The 17,195-nt window shown below is 61.3% G+C and carries 14 protein-coding genes and 1 tRNA gene; 5 read left to right on the top strand and 10 right to left on the bottom strand.

Features of this window, described 5'->3' with window-relative positions; genetic code table 11:
• Nucleotides 1–610 precede the first annotated feature (610 nt).
• Nucleotides 611–928 carry a hypothetical protein gene (locus tag ACLKMW_RS19175; RefSeq protein WP_415726103.1) on the top strand — a complete coding sequence of 106 codons (318 nt, stop codon included), beginning with the start codon at nucleotides 611–613 and terminating at the stop codon, nucleotides 926–928.
• 153 nt (nucleotides 929–1,081) lie between these two features.
• Here the strand turns inward: ACLKMW_RS19175 and ACLKMW_RS19170 are convergent.
• Nucleotides 1,082–1,158, bottom strand: a tRNA-Pro gene (locus tag ACLKMW_RS19170).
• Nucleotides 1,159–1,502: 344 nt separating this feature from the next.
• Between ACLKMW_RS19170 and ACLKMW_RS19165 the strand changes: the two genes are divergently transcribed.
• Nucleotides 1,503–3,755 (top strand): AGE family epimerase/isomerase, encoded by a 2,253-nt coding sequence (locus ACLKMW_RS19165; protein ID WP_415726102.1) that lies wholly within the window; start codon nucleotides 1,503–1,505, stop codon nucleotides 3,753–3,755.
• Between the two features lie 51 nt (nucleotides 3,756–3,806).
• Here the strand turns inward: ACLKMW_RS19165 and betB are convergent, their stop codons facing one another.
• From betB to betI, 5 genes are all read right to left on the bottom strand, one after another.
• Nucleotides 3,807–5,270, bottom strand: coding sequence for a betaine-aldehyde dehydrogenase (gene betB / locus ACLKMW_RS19160; RefSeq protein WP_415726101.1), 1,464 nt, complete (start codon nucleotides 5,268–5,270; stop codon nucleotides 3,807–3,809).
• Nucleotides 5,271–5,424: 154 nt separating this feature from the next.
• Nucleotides 5,425–7,086, bottom strand: coding sequence for a choline dehydrogenase (gene betA, locus ACLKMW_RS19155; RefSeq protein ID WP_415726100.1), 1,662 nt, complete (start codon nucleotides 7,084–7,086; stop codon nucleotides 5,425–5,427).
• On the bottom strand, nucleotides 7,083–7,721 hold the full coding sequence (locus ACLKMW_RS19150; RefSeq protein ID WP_415726099.1) for a glutathione S-transferase family protein: 639 nt from the start codon (nucleotides 7,719–7,721) through the stop codon (nucleotides 7,083–7,085). Before ACLKMW_RS19150 ends, betA begins: the two co-directional genes overlap by 4 nt.
• 1 nt (nucleotide 7,722) lies before the next feature.
• On the bottom strand, nucleotides 7,723–9,249 hold the full coding sequence (gene betC / locus ACLKMW_RS19145) for a choline-sulfatase (protein WP_415726098.1): 1,527 nt from the start codon (nucleotides 9,247–9,249) through the stop codon (nucleotides 7,723–7,725).
• A 5-nt stretch (nucleotides 9,250–9,254) separates the two neighbouring features.
• Nucleotides 9,255–9,839: a choline-binding transcriptional repressor BetI gene (gene betI, locus ACLKMW_RS19140; RefSeq protein ID WP_415726097.1), complete on the bottom strand. Its 585-nt coding sequence runs from the start codon at nucleotides 9,837–9,839 to the stop codon at nucleotides 9,255–9,257.
• A 204-nt stretch (nucleotides 9,840–10,043) separates the two neighbouring features.
• Here betI and ACLKMW_RS19135 point away from each other — a divergent pair, with 204 nt between their 5' ends.
• The 3 genes from ACLKMW_RS19135 to ACLKMW_RS19125 all read left to right on the top strand — a co-directional run bounded on the left by ACLKMW_RS19135 (nucleotide 10,044) and on the right by ACLKMW_RS19125 (nucleotide 12,785).
• Entirely contained in the window at nucleotides 10,044–11,210 is a 1,167-nt protein-coding gene (locus ACLKMW_RS19135; protein WP_415726096.1) for an acetyl-CoA acetyltransferase, read from the top strand.
• Nucleotides 11,211–11,213: 3 nt separating this feature from the next.
• A complete protein-coding gene (locus ACLKMW_RS19130) occupies nucleotides 11,214–12,218 on the top strand; it encodes an asparaginase (RefSeq protein WP_415726095.1) in 1,005 nt (334 codons plus the stop codon).
• A 90-nt stretch (nucleotides 12,219–12,308) separates the two neighbouring features.
• The gene (locus tag ACLKMW_RS19125) at nucleotides 12,309–12,785 is read left to right on the top strand and encodes a GreA/GreB family elongation factor (RefSeq protein ID WP_415726094.1); all 477 of its coding nucleotides are present in this window, start codon (nucleotides 12,309–12,311) and stop codon (nucleotides 12,783–12,785) included.
• A gap of 7 nt (nucleotides 12,786–12,792) precedes the next feature.
• On the opposite strand, the gene ACLKMW_RS19120 is transcribed toward ACLKMW_RS19125, so the two are convergent.
• The 4 genes from ACLKMW_RS19120 to ACLKMW_RS19105 all read right to left on the bottom strand — a co-directional run bounded on the left by ACLKMW_RS19120 (nucleotide 12,793) and on the right by ACLKMW_RS19105 (nucleotide 17,032).
• A complete protein-coding gene (locus ACLKMW_RS19120) occupies nucleotides 12,793–13,179 on the bottom strand; it encodes a type II toxin-antitoxin system death-on-curing family toxin (RefSeq protein WP_415726093.1) in 387 nt (128 codons plus the stop codon).
• A complete protein-coding gene (locus ACLKMW_RS19115) occupies nucleotides 13,176–13,406 on the bottom strand; it encodes an AbrB/MazE/SpoVT family DNA-binding domain-containing protein (protein ID WP_415726092.1) in 231 nt (76 codons plus the stop codon). The genes ACLKMW_RS19120 and ACLKMW_RS19115 overlap by 4 nt, the downstream gene beginning before the upstream one ends.
• A 63-nt stretch (nucleotides 13,407–13,469) precedes the next feature.
• A complete protein-coding gene (scpA, locus tag ACLKMW_RS19110) occupies nucleotides 13,470–15,593 on the bottom strand; it encodes a methylmalonyl-CoA mutase (protein ID WP_415726091.1) in 2,124 nt (707 codons plus the stop codon).
• Nucleotides 15,590–17,032, bottom strand: coding sequence for a methylmalonyl-CoA mutase subunit beta (locus ACLKMW_RS19105; RefSeq protein ID WP_415726090.1), 1,443 nt, complete (start codon nucleotides 17,030–17,032; stop codon nucleotides 15,590–15,592). The genes scpA and ACLKMW_RS19105 overlap by 4 nt, the downstream gene beginning before the upstream one ends.
• Nucleotides 17,033–17,195 lie beyond the last annotated feature (163 nt).

Genomic DNA, 17,195 nt, shown 5'->3' with positions numbered 1-17,195 from the left:
AGCACTACATTGATACCGCATATCACCAAACGCGGACGCGGCGCCGCCATGGAAAAAGTACTAAAGGGCTAAGCAATTTGCGGGGTGTAGGGCGGTATACGCCACCATCGGTAGTTGCAGGCCGGGGGCCATTTCTTGAGATGCTCATCGGGAGCCGTCCGTAGGCTGGTATCGGACAGCGTTCGAGCGACTTCAATCTCCTCCCGTCTTCCAGGCAGACGATATAGTCGTCATTGACTGGGCTGTTTAATGGAAATGACGGGCGTCAGCGGTTCCTCTTCTTCCGCACTGCTGTAAGCAATGCTTGTAAGCTCCAAATGTAAACTTGGGGACCTGACCGTTGTTCATGGCCCAGCGCGTTCGGCACAACCCTGGCGGGCGCACGCCATCGAGCCATCTATCCGATAACGGCTTTGCCTACACGCTGAGGGAAACCCGGCTATTTGCTCCGACAAAGAAGTCTGACGCCATGCTTCACGCCTCCCGCCGAAACAGCGGGCTTTCAACCGAAGTGCAATGTTTTGAAGTAGTCACTCCTACTCCCATCGGGTGATTGAAGTGTTGCCTCGGCGCCGTCAAATACAATGACACATGAACAAGGAGCAATGCGATGCCAAACATGAAGCTATTGCTTTGCGCCAGCGCCGTCTGTTTATTCTCGCTGTCTTCGATCAGTGCGGCGAAGCCGCCGGATCGGGGGAACACACCGGGGCTTGGCTGGGGTAAGGGTGGTTCGATATCATTGTCGGTCAATGCCGGGGGAGTAGGGGCATCTACCTCCATCGGCCGCAGCAATGGCGGGTCTAAAAATCTGGCAGTGCCTGGCCCCGTCGTCGGGGCAGGGCTGCCGATCCTGGTTGTTGCAGGTGGTTATGTTTGGCTGCGCCGCAGGATACGACGCCGCAAAGAGCAGAACGGCGCCGTCTGAGATTTTTGGAGAATAGCGCGTAGTCCCTCAAGAGGCGCGGGCCTTTATGAGTAAGGCAACGAAGCTGGGAGCGTTGACGGATGGATGTCAAGGGTACGCAGCTAGCGTGCGTGCGGCAGCGCTAGGCCGGGAAGTCGAAGCTGTTGATTTTACTGGTCGGAGTGGCAGGATTTGAACCTGCGACCCCGTCGTCCCGAACGACGTGCGCTACCAGACTGCGCTACACTCCGTGACCAGACGCGCGGCTTATAGCTGCCGTAAAAAATTCCCGCAAGCACCCAATGAAAAGAGTTTGGCGGCAAATGTCGTATTTCGGTGAAGTTATGACCGAGCTCCGGTGTTTCGCAATCTGAAGAATGTCTGTAAGGCTTGGTTCGGTGGCAATCCGTTGCTGCCGCGATGGAATTTGCTAAGCATCGGTCCGAAAAGCAGGGGCGGTTTTTCGGCTCGACGATGGCATATGACAGGATCGGTTGCCGGGCGCGCGGTTTCGCGAACCGTTGGCTGTTCCAAATTGATCAGGCATCGGCCAGGACTGGCCACATAGACTGGAATGCGCGGGGGCGAGGCGGAGATGACGGACCGGATAATCAGTTTCGTGATGAGCGGCGGCGTGGGATCACGCCTTTGGCCTCTGTCGCGCGAGGATAATCCCAAGCAGTTCCATGATCTCTCCGGGGACGGGTCCATGCTGGTGAAGACCCTGCGGCGGCTGCGGGCGCGCCCAAATGGCGAAACGCCAGTATTCGTGATCGCCTCGGAGCGGCATGCCGCACGTGTCAACGCCGACATCGGTGCAATCGACCTTGCCGGTGGCGGGGCAATCTTCGAACCTACGGGGCGAAACACCGCGGCGGCCGTTGCGACCGCCACGCTGCAGACACTGGCAACCTATGGAGACGGCATCGTGCTGGTCGTGCCGTCCGACCACGAAATCTCCACCGATCTGCAATTCTGGGAAACGATCGAAAAGGGTGTTCCTGCCGCGGGCGACGGGCGACTTGTCGTCTTTGGCATCAAGCCGACCCAGCCGGAGACCGGTTACGGCTATATCGAGGTCTCAACCGAGCCGGCGTCCGTTCTGGATGTGGTGCGATTCGTGGAAAAGCCGGATCTCGAAACGGCCAAGGCCTATCTTGAGGCGGGGAATTTCTTTTGGAACTGCGGCATTTTCCTGTTCCGCGCCAGCACCATGCGCGAAGCGTTCAAGCAGTTCCAGCCGCAGATATGGGAGGCGGCGGAGCGCGCGTTCAAGGCGGCGACGAGCGACCTGTCGGGTCTCTACATGCCGTTCGAACTTTACGAGACGATTCCCTCCATTTCGATCGACTACGCAATTGCCGAGCGAATCGAAAATATCGCCATGGTCCCGGCGACTTTCCGCTGGAACGATCTGGGATCATGGCAGTCGCTGCTCGACGTCAGCCCATCCGACGGTCATGGAAATGTCGTCATCGGCGATGTCGTCGCGATCGATTGCGAGAACTCTTATATCCGCAGCGAAGGGCGCCTGCTCTCGGCGATCGGTCTGAAGGATGTGGCGATCGTCGCCACGCCCGATGCCACTTTTGTCGCTCCAGTCAGCCACAGCCAGAACGTCAAGAAAATCGTCGAGCAGCTTGAAAAGAGCGGGCGATTGGAAACGAAGTTCACGCCCTCGCATGACAAGGTGCTGGTCAGCGGCGCCTGGCGGCAGCGCGTTCACCACTGGCTTTTCGAGGAAACCCTGCCGCTTTGGTCGACGGCGGGCGTGGACCAGCGCTATGGCGGCTTTTTCGAAGCGCTGGGCTTCGACGGGGCAGCGCGCATGAAGCCGAAGCGCATGCGCACCATGGCAAGGCAAGTCTATGCCTTTGCGGTTGCCAAGCAACGCGGTTGGGATGGTCCGGCCGACGCACTGATCGCCCACGGCCTCGCCTTCATGGATGGCAAGGGCCGAACCGACCGCGGCGGTTGGGTGCGCACGCTGAACGTCGACGGCAGCGTCGCCGATCCGATCGAGGACGCGTACGACCATTCCTGCGTGCTGCTGGCCTTGGCCAATGCGCATATGTGCGGCAACGCCGATGCCCTGCGTCTTGGTGCGGAAACCTTCGCCTTTCTCGACGCGCATCTCGAAGACACTCGTTTGACTGGATTTTTGGAGACGCCGGCAGGCGAGGGCACGCGCCATTCCAATCCGCATATGCATCTGCTGGAAGCGTTTCTCGCCTGGCACAAGGCAACTGGCGACCGCAGCCATCTGAAGCGCGCGGCCCGCATCATCGATCTGTTCCGCAGCCATTTCTTCGATGCCGAAAGCTGGACGATCGGCGAACATTTCGATGACGACTGGCGGCCGGCCGAGGGCCAGAAAGGCGACTGGAGCGAACCCGGCCACCACTTCGAATGGGCCTCGCTGCTCGTCGATTTCGCTGCCCGGAGCGGGCAGAAGGACCTGACGGCTTACGCAAGGAAACTCTATGCCTCGGCCATCGCCAACGGGCTCAACCGGGCGACGGGCCTTGCCTATGGCGCGGTGTCGCGGCAGGGACTGCCGCTCGATCGCGTGTCGCGTAGCTGGCCGCAGACCGAAGCGATCAAGGCGGCGATCGGGCTCGACGGCTGCGCAGGCCCGGACCTCAAGCCGGAGATCGAGGCGCGCGTGGGCCGGCTTTTCCGCTGGCATATCGACCCCGCGCCGCTTGGCTTGTGGATCGACCAGATTGACGAGCGGGGCCGCTCGGTTGCAAGCGAGGTGCCGGCCAGCATCTTCTATCATCTGGTCAGCGCGTTGACGCAGTATCTGGACAGCACCGCCAGTCCCGAACCGGTTTCCGCAAAATAGCAGCGGGATCAGCGCATTACGGCTCGCGGCTGATTCAAGCTGCGAGCCCTGTCAATACGGACTGTCGACGTCGCCGGTCTCGACATAGACGGATTTGATCTGGGAATAGTGGTCGAGTGCCACCAACGCGTTCTCCCGCCCGATGCCGGACTGCTTGAACCCGCCGAACGGGATCTCCACCGGCGCCAGATTGTAGTTGTTGATCCAGCAGCTACCGGCCTGGAGCTCGGCAATGACGCGATGCGCACGCGGCAGGTCGCGTGTGAAAACGCCGGCCGAGAGGCCGAATTCGGTGGCGTTGGCGCGCTCGACCACCTCGTCCTCCTCGGCGAAGGAAAGCACGCTCATCACCGGCCCGAATATCTCCTCGCGGGCGATGCGCATTTCATCCTTCACGCCGGTGAAGATTGTCGGCTCGACGAAGAAACCGCCTTCGAAGCCCTGCAGCGCCGGAATGCCACCGCCATAGTGAAGCGTTGCGCCTTCCTCCCTGCCGATGCCGACATAGGATATGACCTTGTCTTGTTGGGCCTTGTTGACGAGCGGTCCCATCTGCGTTTCGGGATCGAGCGGATCGCCGATGCGGATCGCCTTGGTACGCGCCGTAAGCCTGTCGAGGAAACGGTCCTGAATGCCTTTTTGAACGAAAACGCGCGTGCCGTTGGAGCAAACCTGGCCGGTCGAATAGAAATTGGCCAGGAGTGCGCCGCCCACGGCGTTCTCGATATCGGCATCGTCGAAAATGATGAGAGGCGACTTGCCGCCAAGCTCCATCGTCGCATGTTTCATCAGCGAGCCGGCGAGCGCCATGACTTTCTTGCCGGTCGGCACCGAGCCGGTAACGGATACTTTCGCCACCACCTCATGCGAGGTGAGTGCGGCGCCGACATCGCCATAGCCCTGGACGACGTTGAAAAGCCCGTCGGGAAGCCCGGCCTCGGTGTAGATTTCCGCGAGCGCCAGTGCCGACAAGGGCGTATTTTCTGAGGGCTTGAACACCATGGCATTGCCCATCGCCAGCGCCGGCGCCGATTTCCAGGCAGCCCCCTGGATCGGATAGTTCCAGGCGCCGATACCGACGCAAACGCCAAGCGGCTCGCGCCGCGTATAGGCGAAGGAGCCACCGAAATCGACATAGTCGCCATTGTAGCTTGCGACCGCGCCGCCGAAATATTCCAGCGCATCGGCAGCCGAGGCCGGATCTGCGACCAGCGTTTCCTGGATTGCCTTGCCGGTGTCCAGCGTCTCCAGCCGCGCGAGTTCCTCGTTACGGGCGCGCAGGATGTCGGCGGCGCGCCGCAGGATACGGCCGCGCTCCACCGGCTTCAATCGCGCCCATGCGCCTTGGGCCGCACGCGCCGCCTCGATGGCGAGTTCCACGATATTGGGTGTCGCCGAATGCAGCGTCGCGATGGTTTCGCCGGTCGCCGGATAAATGACGGGCAGCGCCGCGCCGCGCTCGTCGTCGACAAAGCGGCCATTGATGTAGTGCGAGGCTTTCGGCTGTGCGCGCATGGTCGTCTCCAATGTTTGCTTCAGCATGGCGGTTGGGTTTCGGCCGCGCAATGGCTGCTAAGGTGATTCCTGGAAAAGCGGGAGCCGATTTCCATTAGGACCCGCGTAAAAACAACGAATTGGAGCCGTTCTCCGGCTCATTGTCGAAGCCGCTTTAACGATCCGAAACTTGCCAGCGTGGATTGATCCACGGCTCCTGATTGGAGGGCGCCAGCGGCGTACGGCCAAGAATATGGTCCGATGCCTTCTCCCCGGTCATGATGGAAGGACCGTTGAGATTGCCGTTGGTGATGCGCGGGAAGATCGATGAGTCCGCGACGCGCAAGCCTTCGACGCCAATGACGCGGCATTGCGGATCGACGACGCTTCGCGGATCGTCGGCGCGACCCATCCGGCAGGTGCCGCAGGGATGATAGGCGCTCTCGGCATGCTCTCGGATGAAATCGTCAAGCTCGTGGTCTGTCTGGAGGTGGCTGCCCGGTGAGAGCTCCTTGCCGCGATAGGGATCGAAAGCGGCCTGGCCGAAGATTTCGCGGGTGAGACGAATGCAGTGGCGGAAATCGGCCCAGTCGTCCGGGTGCGACATATAGTTGAAACGGATTTCGGGCTTCGCCCAGGGGTCGCCCGAGCGCAGCGTGACCGCGCCGCGCGACTTGGAGCGCATCGGCCCGACATGCGCCTGAAAACCGTGCGATTTGGCCGCCGACTTGCCGTCATAGCGGATTGCGGCCGGCAGGAAATGATATTGGATATCGGGATAATCCACGCCGGGTTTCGAACGCACGAAAGCGGCGGCCTCGAAATGATTGGTGGCGCCGAGACCGGATTTCAACAGCAGCCAGCGCGCGCCGATGAGCGCCTTGGAGAAGGGATTGAGCACCGAGTAGAGCGTGATCGGCTGCGTCGCCTCCTGCTGGATATAGAGCTCCATGTGGTCTTGCAGATTTTGTCCGACGCCGGGCCGGTCGGCTACTACTTCGATGCCATGCTGCTTCAAATGCGCGGCCGGTCCGATGCCCGAGAGCATCAGAAGCTTCGGCGAGTTGATGGAGGAGGCGGCGACGATCACTTCGCGGCGCGCCTTGACCACCTGGATCTGTTTGCGGGTTTCGATCTCCACGCCGATGGCGCGTTGATTCTCGATGACGATACGCCGCGCCAAGCCATTGACGAGACGAACATTCTTCCGTTTCAGGGCAGGACGCAGATAGGCGTTGGCCGCCGACCACCGGCGCCCCAGATGGATCGTCTGCTCCATCGGGCCGAAACCTTCCTGCTTCGAGCCGTTATAGTCGTCTGTCAGCTCAAAGCCGGCCTGACTTCCCGCATCGGCGAAAGCCGCATAGAGCGGATTGAGACCGGCGCCGCGCTGAATGTGCAGCGGCCCGCTGGTGCCGCGCCAGCCTTCCTCGCCGCCATGGGAGTGCTCCATCCGCTTGAAGTAAGGCAGCACGTCGGCATAGCTCCAGCCGCTGGCGCCTTCCTCGGCCCAGTGGTCGAAATCGCGGGCGTGGCCGCGAACATAGACCATGCCGTTGATGGAGGATGAGCCTCCCAGCACCTTGCCGCGCGGGGTGGCGAGCACCCGTCCGCCGAGGTGAGATTCCGGCTCGCTGGAAAAGCCCCAGTCGTAGCGGCTCATATTCATCGGGATCGACAGCGCCGACGGCATCTGGATCAGAGGGCCGAAGTCGCTGCCGCCATACTCGATGACGATGACCGAGTGCTTGCCGTCTTCCGAAAGACGGTAGGCCATGGCCGAACCGGCGGAGCCGGAGCCGACAATGACGAAATCTGCTTCGAGGCTCGCCGTCATTTCGCTCTCAGGCCATCGTAGGAGATCATGACATGCTGGGCGTAAGCCGGTCGTTGCGTCAGCCGCTGGTAGTAGGCGGCAAGGTGTGGCGTCTCGGCCCGTTCGATCTCAAGCGTGAAGTAGCGGTAGAGCAATGTACCGACGATGACGTCGGCGAAGGTGAGTTCCGCACCGCCGAGATAGTCGCCCTGCGCCATGCGCGCATCGAGAATGAGCGCAAGCCGCTTCAGCGCCTCGGCGCCGCGGTCTATGGCGGCCTGGTCCCGCTCTTCGGGCCGCTTGCCGATGATCGGCCAGAAAACGCCGCCTATGAGAGCGGGCACGAAGGTGGTCTTGGTCCAGTCGCCCCATTTGTCGAGCGTGGCGCGGCGAAGCGGATCGCCCGGCCAGAAGGCGGGCGTGCCGTAGCGCGCACCGAGATAGCGCACGATCGAGGCGCTCTCCCAAAGGTATTCGCCGTCGTCGCGCAACACCGGCACCAGCCTGTTGGGGTTCATCGCGCCGAATTCGGGCGTATCGAGCCCGCCGAAGGCGCCGCCGGCGTCGATGCGCTCATGCTCGAGCCCGAGCTCTTCTATGGCCCACATGACGGTCTGCACGTTGGACGACGTTGTCCTGCCCCATACTGTGATCATCTTATTCTCCTCTCGGAAAGCGCTTCTGTTCCTCAAGCACGTTCAGATCCATGTGGTTGCGCATGTAGCGCTCGGACGCTTTTTGCAGTGGCTGGAACTCCCATGGGTAATAGGAGCCGTTCCTGAGCGCCGGATAGATCACCCAGCGTCGCGCCTGGCTCTGGCGCACGGCGGCGTCGAACGTTTCCATGTCCCAATGTGCCCGGACCTTGGCCATGAAATCACTGACCAGATCGGCGTTTGCCGGATCGGCGGCCAGGTTGGTCAGTTCTCTCGGATCCGATTCAAGATCAAAGAGTTGCGGCGGGTCGATCTCGCAATGAACGAATTTGTACCGACCCTCGCGGATGCCGACGAGCGGGGCATAGGAGCCCTCGGCGGCATATTCCATGAACACCGGCGCGGTGCGCGGCTTGCCCGCCATGAGCGGCAGCAGCGATTGGCCATCGGTCCATGGCAGGATCGCGCCGATGTCGATGCCGGCGAGATCGCAGAGCGTCGGGCAGACATCGAGATTGGAGACCGGCGCGTCGATGCGGCGGGGTGTGAAACCTTTGCCGGCGATCATCAGCGGCACGCGCGCCGAGCCCTCGAAGAAGCTCATTTTGAACCACAGGCCGCGCTCACCCAGCATGTCGCCATGGTCGGAGCAGAACAGGATGATCGTGTCGTCGAGCATGCGCGTGCGCTCGAGCACCGAGACCAGCTCGCCGACATGATCGTCGAGATATGAAATATTGGCGAAATACGCCCGACGGGACCGCCGCACCTGCTCGGGCGTGATCTCGAAGTTGTCATAGTCGCTGGCGAGATAGAGCCGCTGCGAATGGGGGTCCTGGCTGTCTTGCGCAATGAAGCCGGTTTCCGGCTCCAGGGCAGGGCAGTTCTCGTAGAGGTCCCAATATTTGCGGCGCGCGACATAGGGATCGTGTGGATGCGTGAAGGAAACGGTCAGGCACCATGGGCGGCGGGACGGATCGTCCGAGCTGCGGGCATATTCGTAGAGTTTCTGCGTGGCATGGAAGGCGACCTCGTCGTCATATTCCATCTGATTGGTGATCTCGGCCACCCCGGCGCCCGTGACCGAACCAAGGTTGTGATACCACCAGTCGATGCGCTCGCCGGGTTTGCGATAGTCTGGCGTCCAGCCGAAATCGGCCGGATAGATGTCGGTCGTCAGCCGCTCCTCGAAGCCGTGCAACTGGTCGGGTCCGACGAAGTGCATCTTGCCGGAAAGGCAGGTCTGGTAGCCCGCGGCGCGCAGATGATGCGCATAGGTCGGGATCGACGAGGCGAACTCGGCGGCATTGTCGTAGACTGCTGTGCGCGACGGAAGCTGGCCGCTCATGAAAGAGGCGCGCCCCGGCGCGCAAAGCGGCGAGGCGGTGTAATTGTTTCTGAACCGGGCGGAGCGCGCGGCCAATGCCTTCAAGTGCGGTGCGTGCAGGAAATCAGCCGGCCCGTCCGGAAACAGGGTTCCGTTCAACTGGTCGACCATGATGATCAATATGTTCGGTTGGCCGCTCATGATTGTCACTTGTTCTGGAGGAGCTTGGCGTTGAGATAATCCTCGGCGAGCGATATGGCGCTTGCCGCATTCGGTGTGCCGTCGCGAAGCGCGCGGCGGATGTAAAGGCCGTCGATAAGCGCGGCGATCGCCTCGGCCGCACGTTCCGCCTCGTCGCGGGACATCAGGCCGGCCAGCCCGCTCATCAGGTTCGAGTGGAGCCGGCGCGCATAGATGCGCAGCAGCCGCCGCAATGACGGTGAATTCTGGGCGGCAACATAAAAGGTAAGCCAGGCTGCAATCGTTTCGGGCCGGAACTGCTTGTCGGAAAAGTTCACCGCAATGACAGCAAGAACACGCTCACGCGGACTCCGTGCCGCCCGAAGTTCTGCCCGCGCATCAGCGTCGAGTTCGGTGAGCAGATGCCGCATCGTCGCCTGCAGCAACTCCTCCTTGGCGCCGAAATAATGATGCGCAAGTGCAGACGAAACGCCGGCGCGACCGGCGATTTCCGACATGGTGACGTCGAGCGAACCACGTTCGCCGATTGCCGAGATCGCAGCATCGATGAGCGCCTTGCGACGTATGGGCTCCATTCCAACTTTAGGCAACGGCACTTCTCCTTCGCGGCGAGCTTATTTTTTATTGACGGATCAATCAATAAAAATCGTCCTTGTCGCACCAGCCTTTACCCGGCCGCACAAAAAGTTCATCATTGAACGAAATTGGCGAATTGGATTCATGCCGCAAATGGCGCACGATGCGGCTCCTGATCGCGTAAGTTCAACAATGCGCCGCGCCGTAAGGAGGCTTCCATGACTGCATGTATCGTCGGATGGGCGCATTCACGCTTCGGCAAGCTTGAAGGTGAGACGCTCGAAGGCCTGATCACCAAGGTGGCCGCCGAGGCGCTCGACCATGCCGGCATTGGGCCCGAGGATGTCGATGAAATCGTGCTCGGGCATTTCAATGCGGGATTTTCGCCGCAGGATTTTACCGCGAGCCTCGTGCTGCAGGCAGACGACCGCCTGCGCTTCAAACCCTCGACGCGCGTTGAAAACGCTTGCGCGACCGGATCGGCAGCGGTGCGCCAGGGCATTCGCGCGATCGACGCCAAAGCCGCGCGTACGGTGCTGGTGGTCGGAGCCGAGCAGATGACGACGACGCCCGCGCCGGAAATCGGTAAAAACCTGCTCAAGGCGTCGTATCTGCCCGAAGATGGAGAAACGCCGGCGGGGTTTGCAGGCGTGTTCGGCAAGATCGCCCAAGCCTATTTCCAGCGTTATGGCGACCAGTCGGATGCGTTGGCGATGATCGCGGCAAAGAACCACAAGAACGGCGTTGATAACCCGTATGCGCAGATCCGAAAGGATTTGGGCTACGAGTTTTGCCGGCACGAAAGCGAGAAGAATCCGTTCGTTGCAGGCCCGCTGAAACGCACCGATTGCTCGCTGGTTTCAGATGGCGCGGCGGCGCTGGTGCTGACCGACAGTTCCAACGCCTTGGCGATGCGTCGAGCCGTTGCGTTCCGGGCGAACGAGCATATGCAGGATTTCCTGCCGATGTCGAAGCGCGACATTCTGCTGTTCGAAGGCTGCGAGGAGGCCTGGGCACGTGCGCTGAAGGCGGCGGGCGTTACGCTTGACGATCTTTCCTTCGTCGAGACGCATGACTGCTTCACCATCGCGGAACTGATCGAATATGAAGCAATGGGATTGGCCAAGCGCGGTGAGGGCGCGAAGCTCGCGCTGAGCGGCGAGACGGCAAGGGATGGGCGCCTTCCCGTCAATCCCTCCGGCGGGTTGAAGGCCAAGGGGCATCCGATCGGCGCGACCGGCGTTTCAATGCATGTGCTGACCTCCATGCAACTGACCGGCGAGGCAGGCGGCATTCAGGTGCCCGGCGCAAAGCTCGGCGGCATCTTCAACATGGGGGGAGCCGCCGTGGCGAACTATGTCTCGATCCTCGACCGGATCAGGTGAGGGATGACCGATCCGGTTCTCGTTGAGGTCCTGCGTGGTGAACTTGTGGAGAGCGTACATCGCGGCTGCGTGGCTGTAGTGGACGCCGATGACAAGGTGCTGCTTCAGATCGGCGACATAGACCGCCCGGTGTTTCCACGCTCTGCCGTGAAGGCGATCCAGGCATTGCCGCTGGTGGAAACCGGTGCGGCCGATGCTTATGATTTTGGCGACAAGGAACTGGCATTGGCCTGCGCTTCGCACAATGGCGAGCCGGCGCATGCCGAACTTGCGAGCGCCATGCTGGCGAAGTCCGGGTTGGACGAGGCCGCGCTTGAATGTGGGGCGCACTGGCCCTCCTATCAGAAGGCGACGGTGGCGTTGGCGCGCACCGGCGGATCGCCCAGTGCACTCCACAACAACTGTTCGGGAAAGCACGCCGGTTTCCTGTGTGCCTGCTGCCATTCAGGCATCGACCGGCATGGCTATGTGAAAGCCGATCATGCCTTTCAGAAAATGGTTTGCGAGGCGCTGGAGGGTGTGACCGGCGCCCGTCACGATGCCGGCAACCGCGGCACCGACGGATGCTCTATCCCCACCTATGCCGTTCCGCTGAAAAATGTCGCGCATGGTTTTGCTCGTATGGCGACCGGAATCGGGCTGGAGCCGGTACGCGCGGCGGCGGCAAAGCGGCTGATGGACGCTTGCATGGCCGAGCCGTTCTATGTGGCGGGAACCAGTAGGGCCGATACGCGGCTGATGGGAAGTGCGCCGGGACGGATTTTCGTAAAGGTTGGCGCGGAAGGTGTCTTCTGCGGGGCCTTGCCCGAACTTGGTGTTGGCATCGCCTTGAAATGCGACGATGGGACGGCGCGGGCCGCCGAAGTGATGGTGGCTGCCGTCTTGGCGAAGTTGCTGGCCGAAGATGAGACGCTCGCCGATACGCTGCGTCAAATGGCAAATCCGGTTCTTTCCAACTGGAACGGCATCAAGGTGGGTAGCCTGCGCCCCGCAGAGGCGCTGGCCTGAGCCGCTGCGGAGCTCACGATCGAGAATTTGGTGCGAGCTCGTCATTTCGGATGCCTTGCCGGTGGTTGAGCCAGCACCTAAGTTGACCTGATGAGCAGGGCATTCACACGCGAAGACGACAACGACAACGCACTCGCCGACATTGGCGAGCGGCCGGTCAGCCAGCATCGCAATCTCGTGACGCCGGAAGGCTTCGCGACGATCGAGGCGGAACTGGCCAGCCTGCGCGAAGAACTGGCGGCAACCGAACGGGAGGGGAACCGCGAACGCATCGCGCTGCTTTCACGCGACCTGCGCTATTGGACGTCGCGCCGCGAAACAGCGGAGGTGTCCGTTCCCGAACCGGGAAGCACCGTCGTTCGTTTTGGCATGACGGTGACCATCGAAGACGAAGACGGTCAACAAAAGAGCTGGAAGATCGTCGGGGAAGACGAGGCCGATGCATCCAAAGGCATGATTTCTCATGTTTCGCCGATGGCCGTTGCGCTGTTCGGCAAATCGGTCGGCGACATCGCGGTCGTGAACGGCCGCGAATGGGAAATCATCGCGATGGATGCCGGCGGCTGATAATCGCTCAATTCTGGACCGGTTCGGTATGATCACGAAAGAAGGCTGTCGCACCCGCTTCATCGATCTCGCCGGCTGCGACCATGGTCAGGAACTGGATAAGATCCTCCTGTTCTGCTTCCAAACTTAGGCCGTTGAAATAAAGAAACAGGTCCGTTGCGGCCAATCCGGTCCGTTTGTTGCCGTCCACAAACGGACGATTCTTCACTATGCCAAACAGATAGGCGGCGGCGAGGTCGTGGAGATCGGGCTCACCATAGGCCTCTTTTTGCAAAGGCCGGGCAAGCGCCGATTCCAACAGACCTTCGTCACGAATGCCTGGCGCCCCACCGTGAAGCCGTAATTGTTCTGCGTGAAGCGCTTCAATGAAGCCCCGCGAATGAAAATCGGTCATTTCGCCAGCGCGCGATAAGCTACCTCATATTTTTTCATCCGCTCGCGCGCAATTTTCATCTTGCGCTCGAACTCTTCCGGATCATCCTCGGAGCGCCGCAGACGCAATTCCTCGCCGTCTTCAATGAGCGCCAGCGTGTCACCTGCACGGAGATTATGCCGGTGAAGCACTTCCTTCGGCAGGATCACGCCTTCCGAATTTCCGATCTTGCGAACAGTGACGTTCATGGCTTTGCTCCATCGAGTTATAACAATGGATATAACATCGATTGGGTAGATCCACAAGGCCGACTATTTCGCCAGCAGTGCGTCCATGAGCTTCTCCGCGGCCTCCGGAATAACGGTACCCGGCGGGAAGATTTCCGAGGCCCCCGCCTTGCGCACCGCTTCATAGTCCTGCGGAGGAATGACGCCGCCGGCCACGATCATCGTGTCCTGGCGCCCGAACTTGTTCAACGCGTCACGCAACTCCGGAATGAGCGTCAGGTGGCCGGCAGTCAGTGAGGATGCGCCGATGATATGAACGTCATGTTCCGCAGCGACCTTTGCGATTTCTTCCGGCGTCTGGAACATGGCGCCGACAGTCACGTCAAAGCCGAGATCGGCGAAGGCGGAGGCGATCACCTTCTGGCCGCGGTCGTGGCCGTCCTGTCCCATTTTGGCGACAAGGATGCGCGGTTTGGAGCCGGATTTCTTTTCGAAGGCTTCGATCTTTGCCTGAACGCGGTCGGCAACCGCGTTTTCGCCGATTTCGCTGCGGTAGACGCCGGAGAGCGTCTGCACCGTCGCTACATGGCGGCCGAAGGCATTTTCGAGCGCCAGTGAAATTTCGCCCACAGTTGCATTCGCGCGCGCCGCACGAATGGCGAATTCCAGCAGATTGTCGCCTGAATGGGCAGCTTGCGTCAGCGCGGCGAGTGCGCTTTCTGCGGCGGCAACGTCGCGCGTGCCCTTCAGCTGCTGCAGTTTGGCGAGCTGGCGGGCGCGTACCTCGGCATTGTCGATCTTCAGAACATCGACTTCGACATGTTCCTTTGGCTGAAAGGCGTTGACCCCGATGAGCGTCTGCTGGCCGGAATCGATACGCGCCTGCGTGCGTGCGGCCGCTTCCTCGATCCGCAGCTTGGGAATGCCCTTTTCCGTCGCGGCTGCCATGCCGCCGAGGCGCTCCACCTCTTCTATGTGCTTCAGCGCGCGGCCTGCCAGATCATGCGTCAGGCGCTCGACATAGGCCGACCCGCCCCACGGATCGATTATGCGCGTCGTGCCGGATTCCATCTGGAGAATGAGTTGCGTATTGCGGGCGATCCGCGCCGAATGATCGGTCGGCAGCGCCAGCGCCTCGTCGAAGGAATTGGTGTGCAGAGATTGGGTGTGGCCTTGCGTGGCGGCCATAGCCTCGATCATCGTGCGCATGATGTTGTTATAGGGATCCTGCGCCGTCAGCGACCAGCCGGAGGTCTGGCTGTGGGTGCGAAGCGACAGGGAACGCGGGTTCTTCGGCGCGAAATTCTTCTGCATCAGCCCTGCCCAGAGCAGGCGAGCCGCCCGCATTTTGGCGACTTCCATGAAGAAATTCATGCCGATCGCCCAGAAAAATGACAGGCGGGGAGCGAACTTGTCGATATCGAGCCCGGCAGCGACACCGGCACGGGCATATTCGATGCCATCGGCGATGGTGTAGGCCAGTTCCAGATCGGCGGTCGCCCCGGCCTCCTGCATGTGGTAGCCGGAGATGGAGATCGAATTGAACTTCGGCATATGGCGCGAAGTGTAGGTAAAAATGTCCGAAATGATCCGCATTGAGGGTTTCGGCGGATAGATATAGGTATTGCGGACCATGAACTCCTTCAGAATGTCGTTCTGAATGGTTCCGGCCAGATCCTTTAGCGCGACGCCTTGCTCCTCGGCCGCGACTATATAGAGAGCCATGATCGGCAGGACTGCGCCGTTCATGGTCATGGAAACGGTCATCTGGTCGAGGGGGATGCCGTCGAAAAGCTGGCGCATGTCGAGGATCGAATCGATCGCCACGCCGGCCATGCCGACATCTCCGGCAACGCGCGGATGGTCGCTGTCATAGCCGCGGTGGGTGGCGAGGTCGAAGGCGACCGACAGGCCCTTCTGCCCGGCGGCGAGGTTGCGCCGGTAGAAGGCGTTGGATTCCTCGGCGGTGGAAAAGCCGGCATATTGGCGGATGGTCCAGGGCTGCTGGACATACATGGTCGGATAGGGACCACGGATGAAGGGCGCGATACCGGGATAGGTGTCGAGATAGGGTAGATCGGCAAGGTCATGCTGACCGTAACGCCGTTTTACGGGAATGCCTTCCGGCGTCTGCCAGATTTCCGCACTTTCGCGTTCGCATTCGGAGAGCGGCTCGCTCCAGCCGATCTTTGAAAAATCAGGAATCATTCAGCGGCTCCGATCAGCTCGTCGATCCGCGTCGCCGGCAAAGGTTCGCAGAAAACCACACCATCGCTGGGCACCGGCCGGCGCTCAGCTTCCAGCACCTTTACCGGACGCTCCGACTTCACCGGATAGACCGTGGTACCGACCAAAGACCGCTTGCCATCGCGATATTCCGCGACGCGGGCGTTGCGGGCCTCGGCCACGCGCCGCTGGATATGGCCCTGGCTCAGGCTGCGCAATATGCCGCCTTCGGCTTCGATCGCCTGGAACTCCTTCCATGCCGCATCGCAGAGCGCCGCCGTGAGTGCCTCGACCCCGCCTGAGCCGGAAGCTGGATCGCTGACGAAATCGAGGTGGCTTTCGTCGGACATGATCAATTGCGTGTTGCGGGCGATGCGGCGAGCGAAGGCATCCGGCAATCCATGGGCGATGGTGTGCGGCAGGATTGATAAGGAGTCGGCGCCGCCCGCGACGGCGGCGAAGCCGGCGAGCGTGGAGCGCAGAATATTCGTCTCCGGGTCGCGGACCGTCATCATCCGGTACGAGGTTTCCGCGTGAATGGTGGCGCTCGAAGGTGAAACCGAGCAGGCCTGCTGGACGCGCGCCCAAAGTTTGCGCAGCGCCCTGATCTTGGCCATCGAAAGGAACTGGTCCTGATCGACGCTGAGGCAGAAGCCGATATGTGGCGCGGCATAGACCAGCGCCTGTCTTGCCTCCTCGAACAGGCGCAAATGCGCGACCGCCGAAGCCAGCATCACGCCAAGTTCCTGCGCCTCCGTCGCTCCTGCGTTGTGCAGCACGCGACCGTCGGCCTCCAGCAGCACGCCCGGAACGCCGAGCGCGAAGAAATGAGCGAGCGACTGCGGCATGGATGCCTGCAGGGCTTCGATCGACATGCGCAAGCGGCCGGTGCCGGCGAAAGTTGCGGCGGGATCGATGCCGAAGGAAAGATGGAGCTTGGACGGATCGGCGCGGCGTCTGGTGAGGATATTCACCAGCCAGTCGGCCATGGCGCGGCTGGCCGGATGCACGTCGATGCGAACATAGGTGCGACTGAGGAGGATGTCGTCCAGCACCGTTTCGAGCGCTTCAGCCGTGCCCGGCAGGCCGTAGCCGAATGCGTTAGGCGCGCCTTCAAACACGAGCGCTATGCCTGTGGCGCCTTGTTCTATGTCCACGAGCGCCTGCGTGTTGGCCCTCTTGGGATTGGGGTCGTCTATGCGTTGGACGATGGTCCAAGGCGCGCGCGGATTGCGGCGAGGCAGGAATTCATCCGTGGCGACGCGCTCGTAAAGCGGTTCGATGCGGATGCCGTCGTCGGTGCGTGATACCAGCGCTTCGTCGAAAGAGACTCCGGCAAGGGCCTTTTCAGCCAAAGCCAGCCAGCGCTTCCGATCGCCGGGCGGAAATTCCACATCACCGAACATGGCTCGAGCGTCCATAGCTTCCCCTCGTTCGCCAGGCATAGGCGTGGCGTCGAACTTAAAGGCACCGGTATCGTATCGCAATGCAACAATGGTAAGGCAGACGACAATAAGGCCGGGCTGAGGCTCCGACTTTTCGCCGATTGCCATTGTGGCGCGGTAACCTCGTCTCTATACCTTG

The organism is Borborobacter xinjiangensis, assembly GCF_047739745.1.
GTDB lineage: Bacteria > Pseudomonadota > Alphaproteobacteria > Rhizobiales > Rhizobiaceae > Pseudaminobacter.
Note: the sequence above shows the minus strand (reverse complement) of the source record. Positions and strands in the feature narration are given on the sequence as shown.

Coding starts and splice junctions, on each gene's coding strand:
- ACLKMW_RS19125 (WP_415726094.1), top strand. CDS start 12,309: ATGAGCAGGGCATTCACACGCGAAGACGACAACGACAACGCACTCGCC.
- ACLKMW_RS19115 (WP_415726092.1), bottom strand. CDS start 13,406: ATGAACGTCACTGTTCGCAAGATCGGAAATTCGGAAGGCGTGATCCTG.
- ACLKMW_RS19150 (WP_415726099.1), bottom strand. CDS start 7,721: ATGATCACAGTATGGGGCAGGACAACGTCGTCCAACGTGCAGACCGTC.
- betB (WP_415726101.1), bottom strand. CDS start 5,270: ATGCGCGCACAGCCGAAAGCCTCGCACTACATCAATGGCCGCTTTGTC.
- betA (WP_415726100.1), bottom strand. CDS start 7,086: ATGACGGCGAGCCTCGAAGCAGATTTCGTCATTGTCGGCTCCGGCTCC.
- ACLKMW_RS19165 (WP_415726102.1), top strand. CDS start 1,503: ATGACGGACCGGATAATCAGTTTCGTGATGAGCGGCGGCGTGGGATCA.
- ACLKMW_RS19130 (WP_415726095.1), top strand. CDS start 11,214: ATGACCGATCCGGTTCTCGTTGAGGTCCTGCGTGGTGAACTTGTGGAG.
- betC (WP_415726098.1), bottom strand. CDS start 9,249: ATGAGCGGCCAACCGAACATATTGATCATCATGGTCGACCAGTTGAAC.
- ACLKMW_RS19120 (WP_415726093.1), bottom strand. CDS start 13,179: ATGACCGATTTTCATTCGCGGGGCTTCATTGAAGCGCTTCACGCAGAA.
- ACLKMW_RS19105 (WP_415726090.1), bottom strand. CDS start 17,032: ATGGACGCTCGAGCCATGTTCGGTGATGTGGAATTTCCGCCCGGCGAT.
- ACLKMW_RS19175 (WP_415726103.1), top strand. CDS start 611: ATGCCAAACATGAAGCTATTGCTTTGCGCCAGCGCCGTCTGTTTATTC.
- scpA (WP_415726091.1), bottom strand. CDS start 15,593: ATGATTCCTGATTTTTCAAAGATCGGCTGGAGCGAGCCGCTCTCCGAA.
- ACLKMW_RS19135 (WP_415726096.1), top strand. CDS start 10,044: ATGACTGCATGTATCGTCGGATGGGCGCATTCACGCTTCGGCAAGCTT.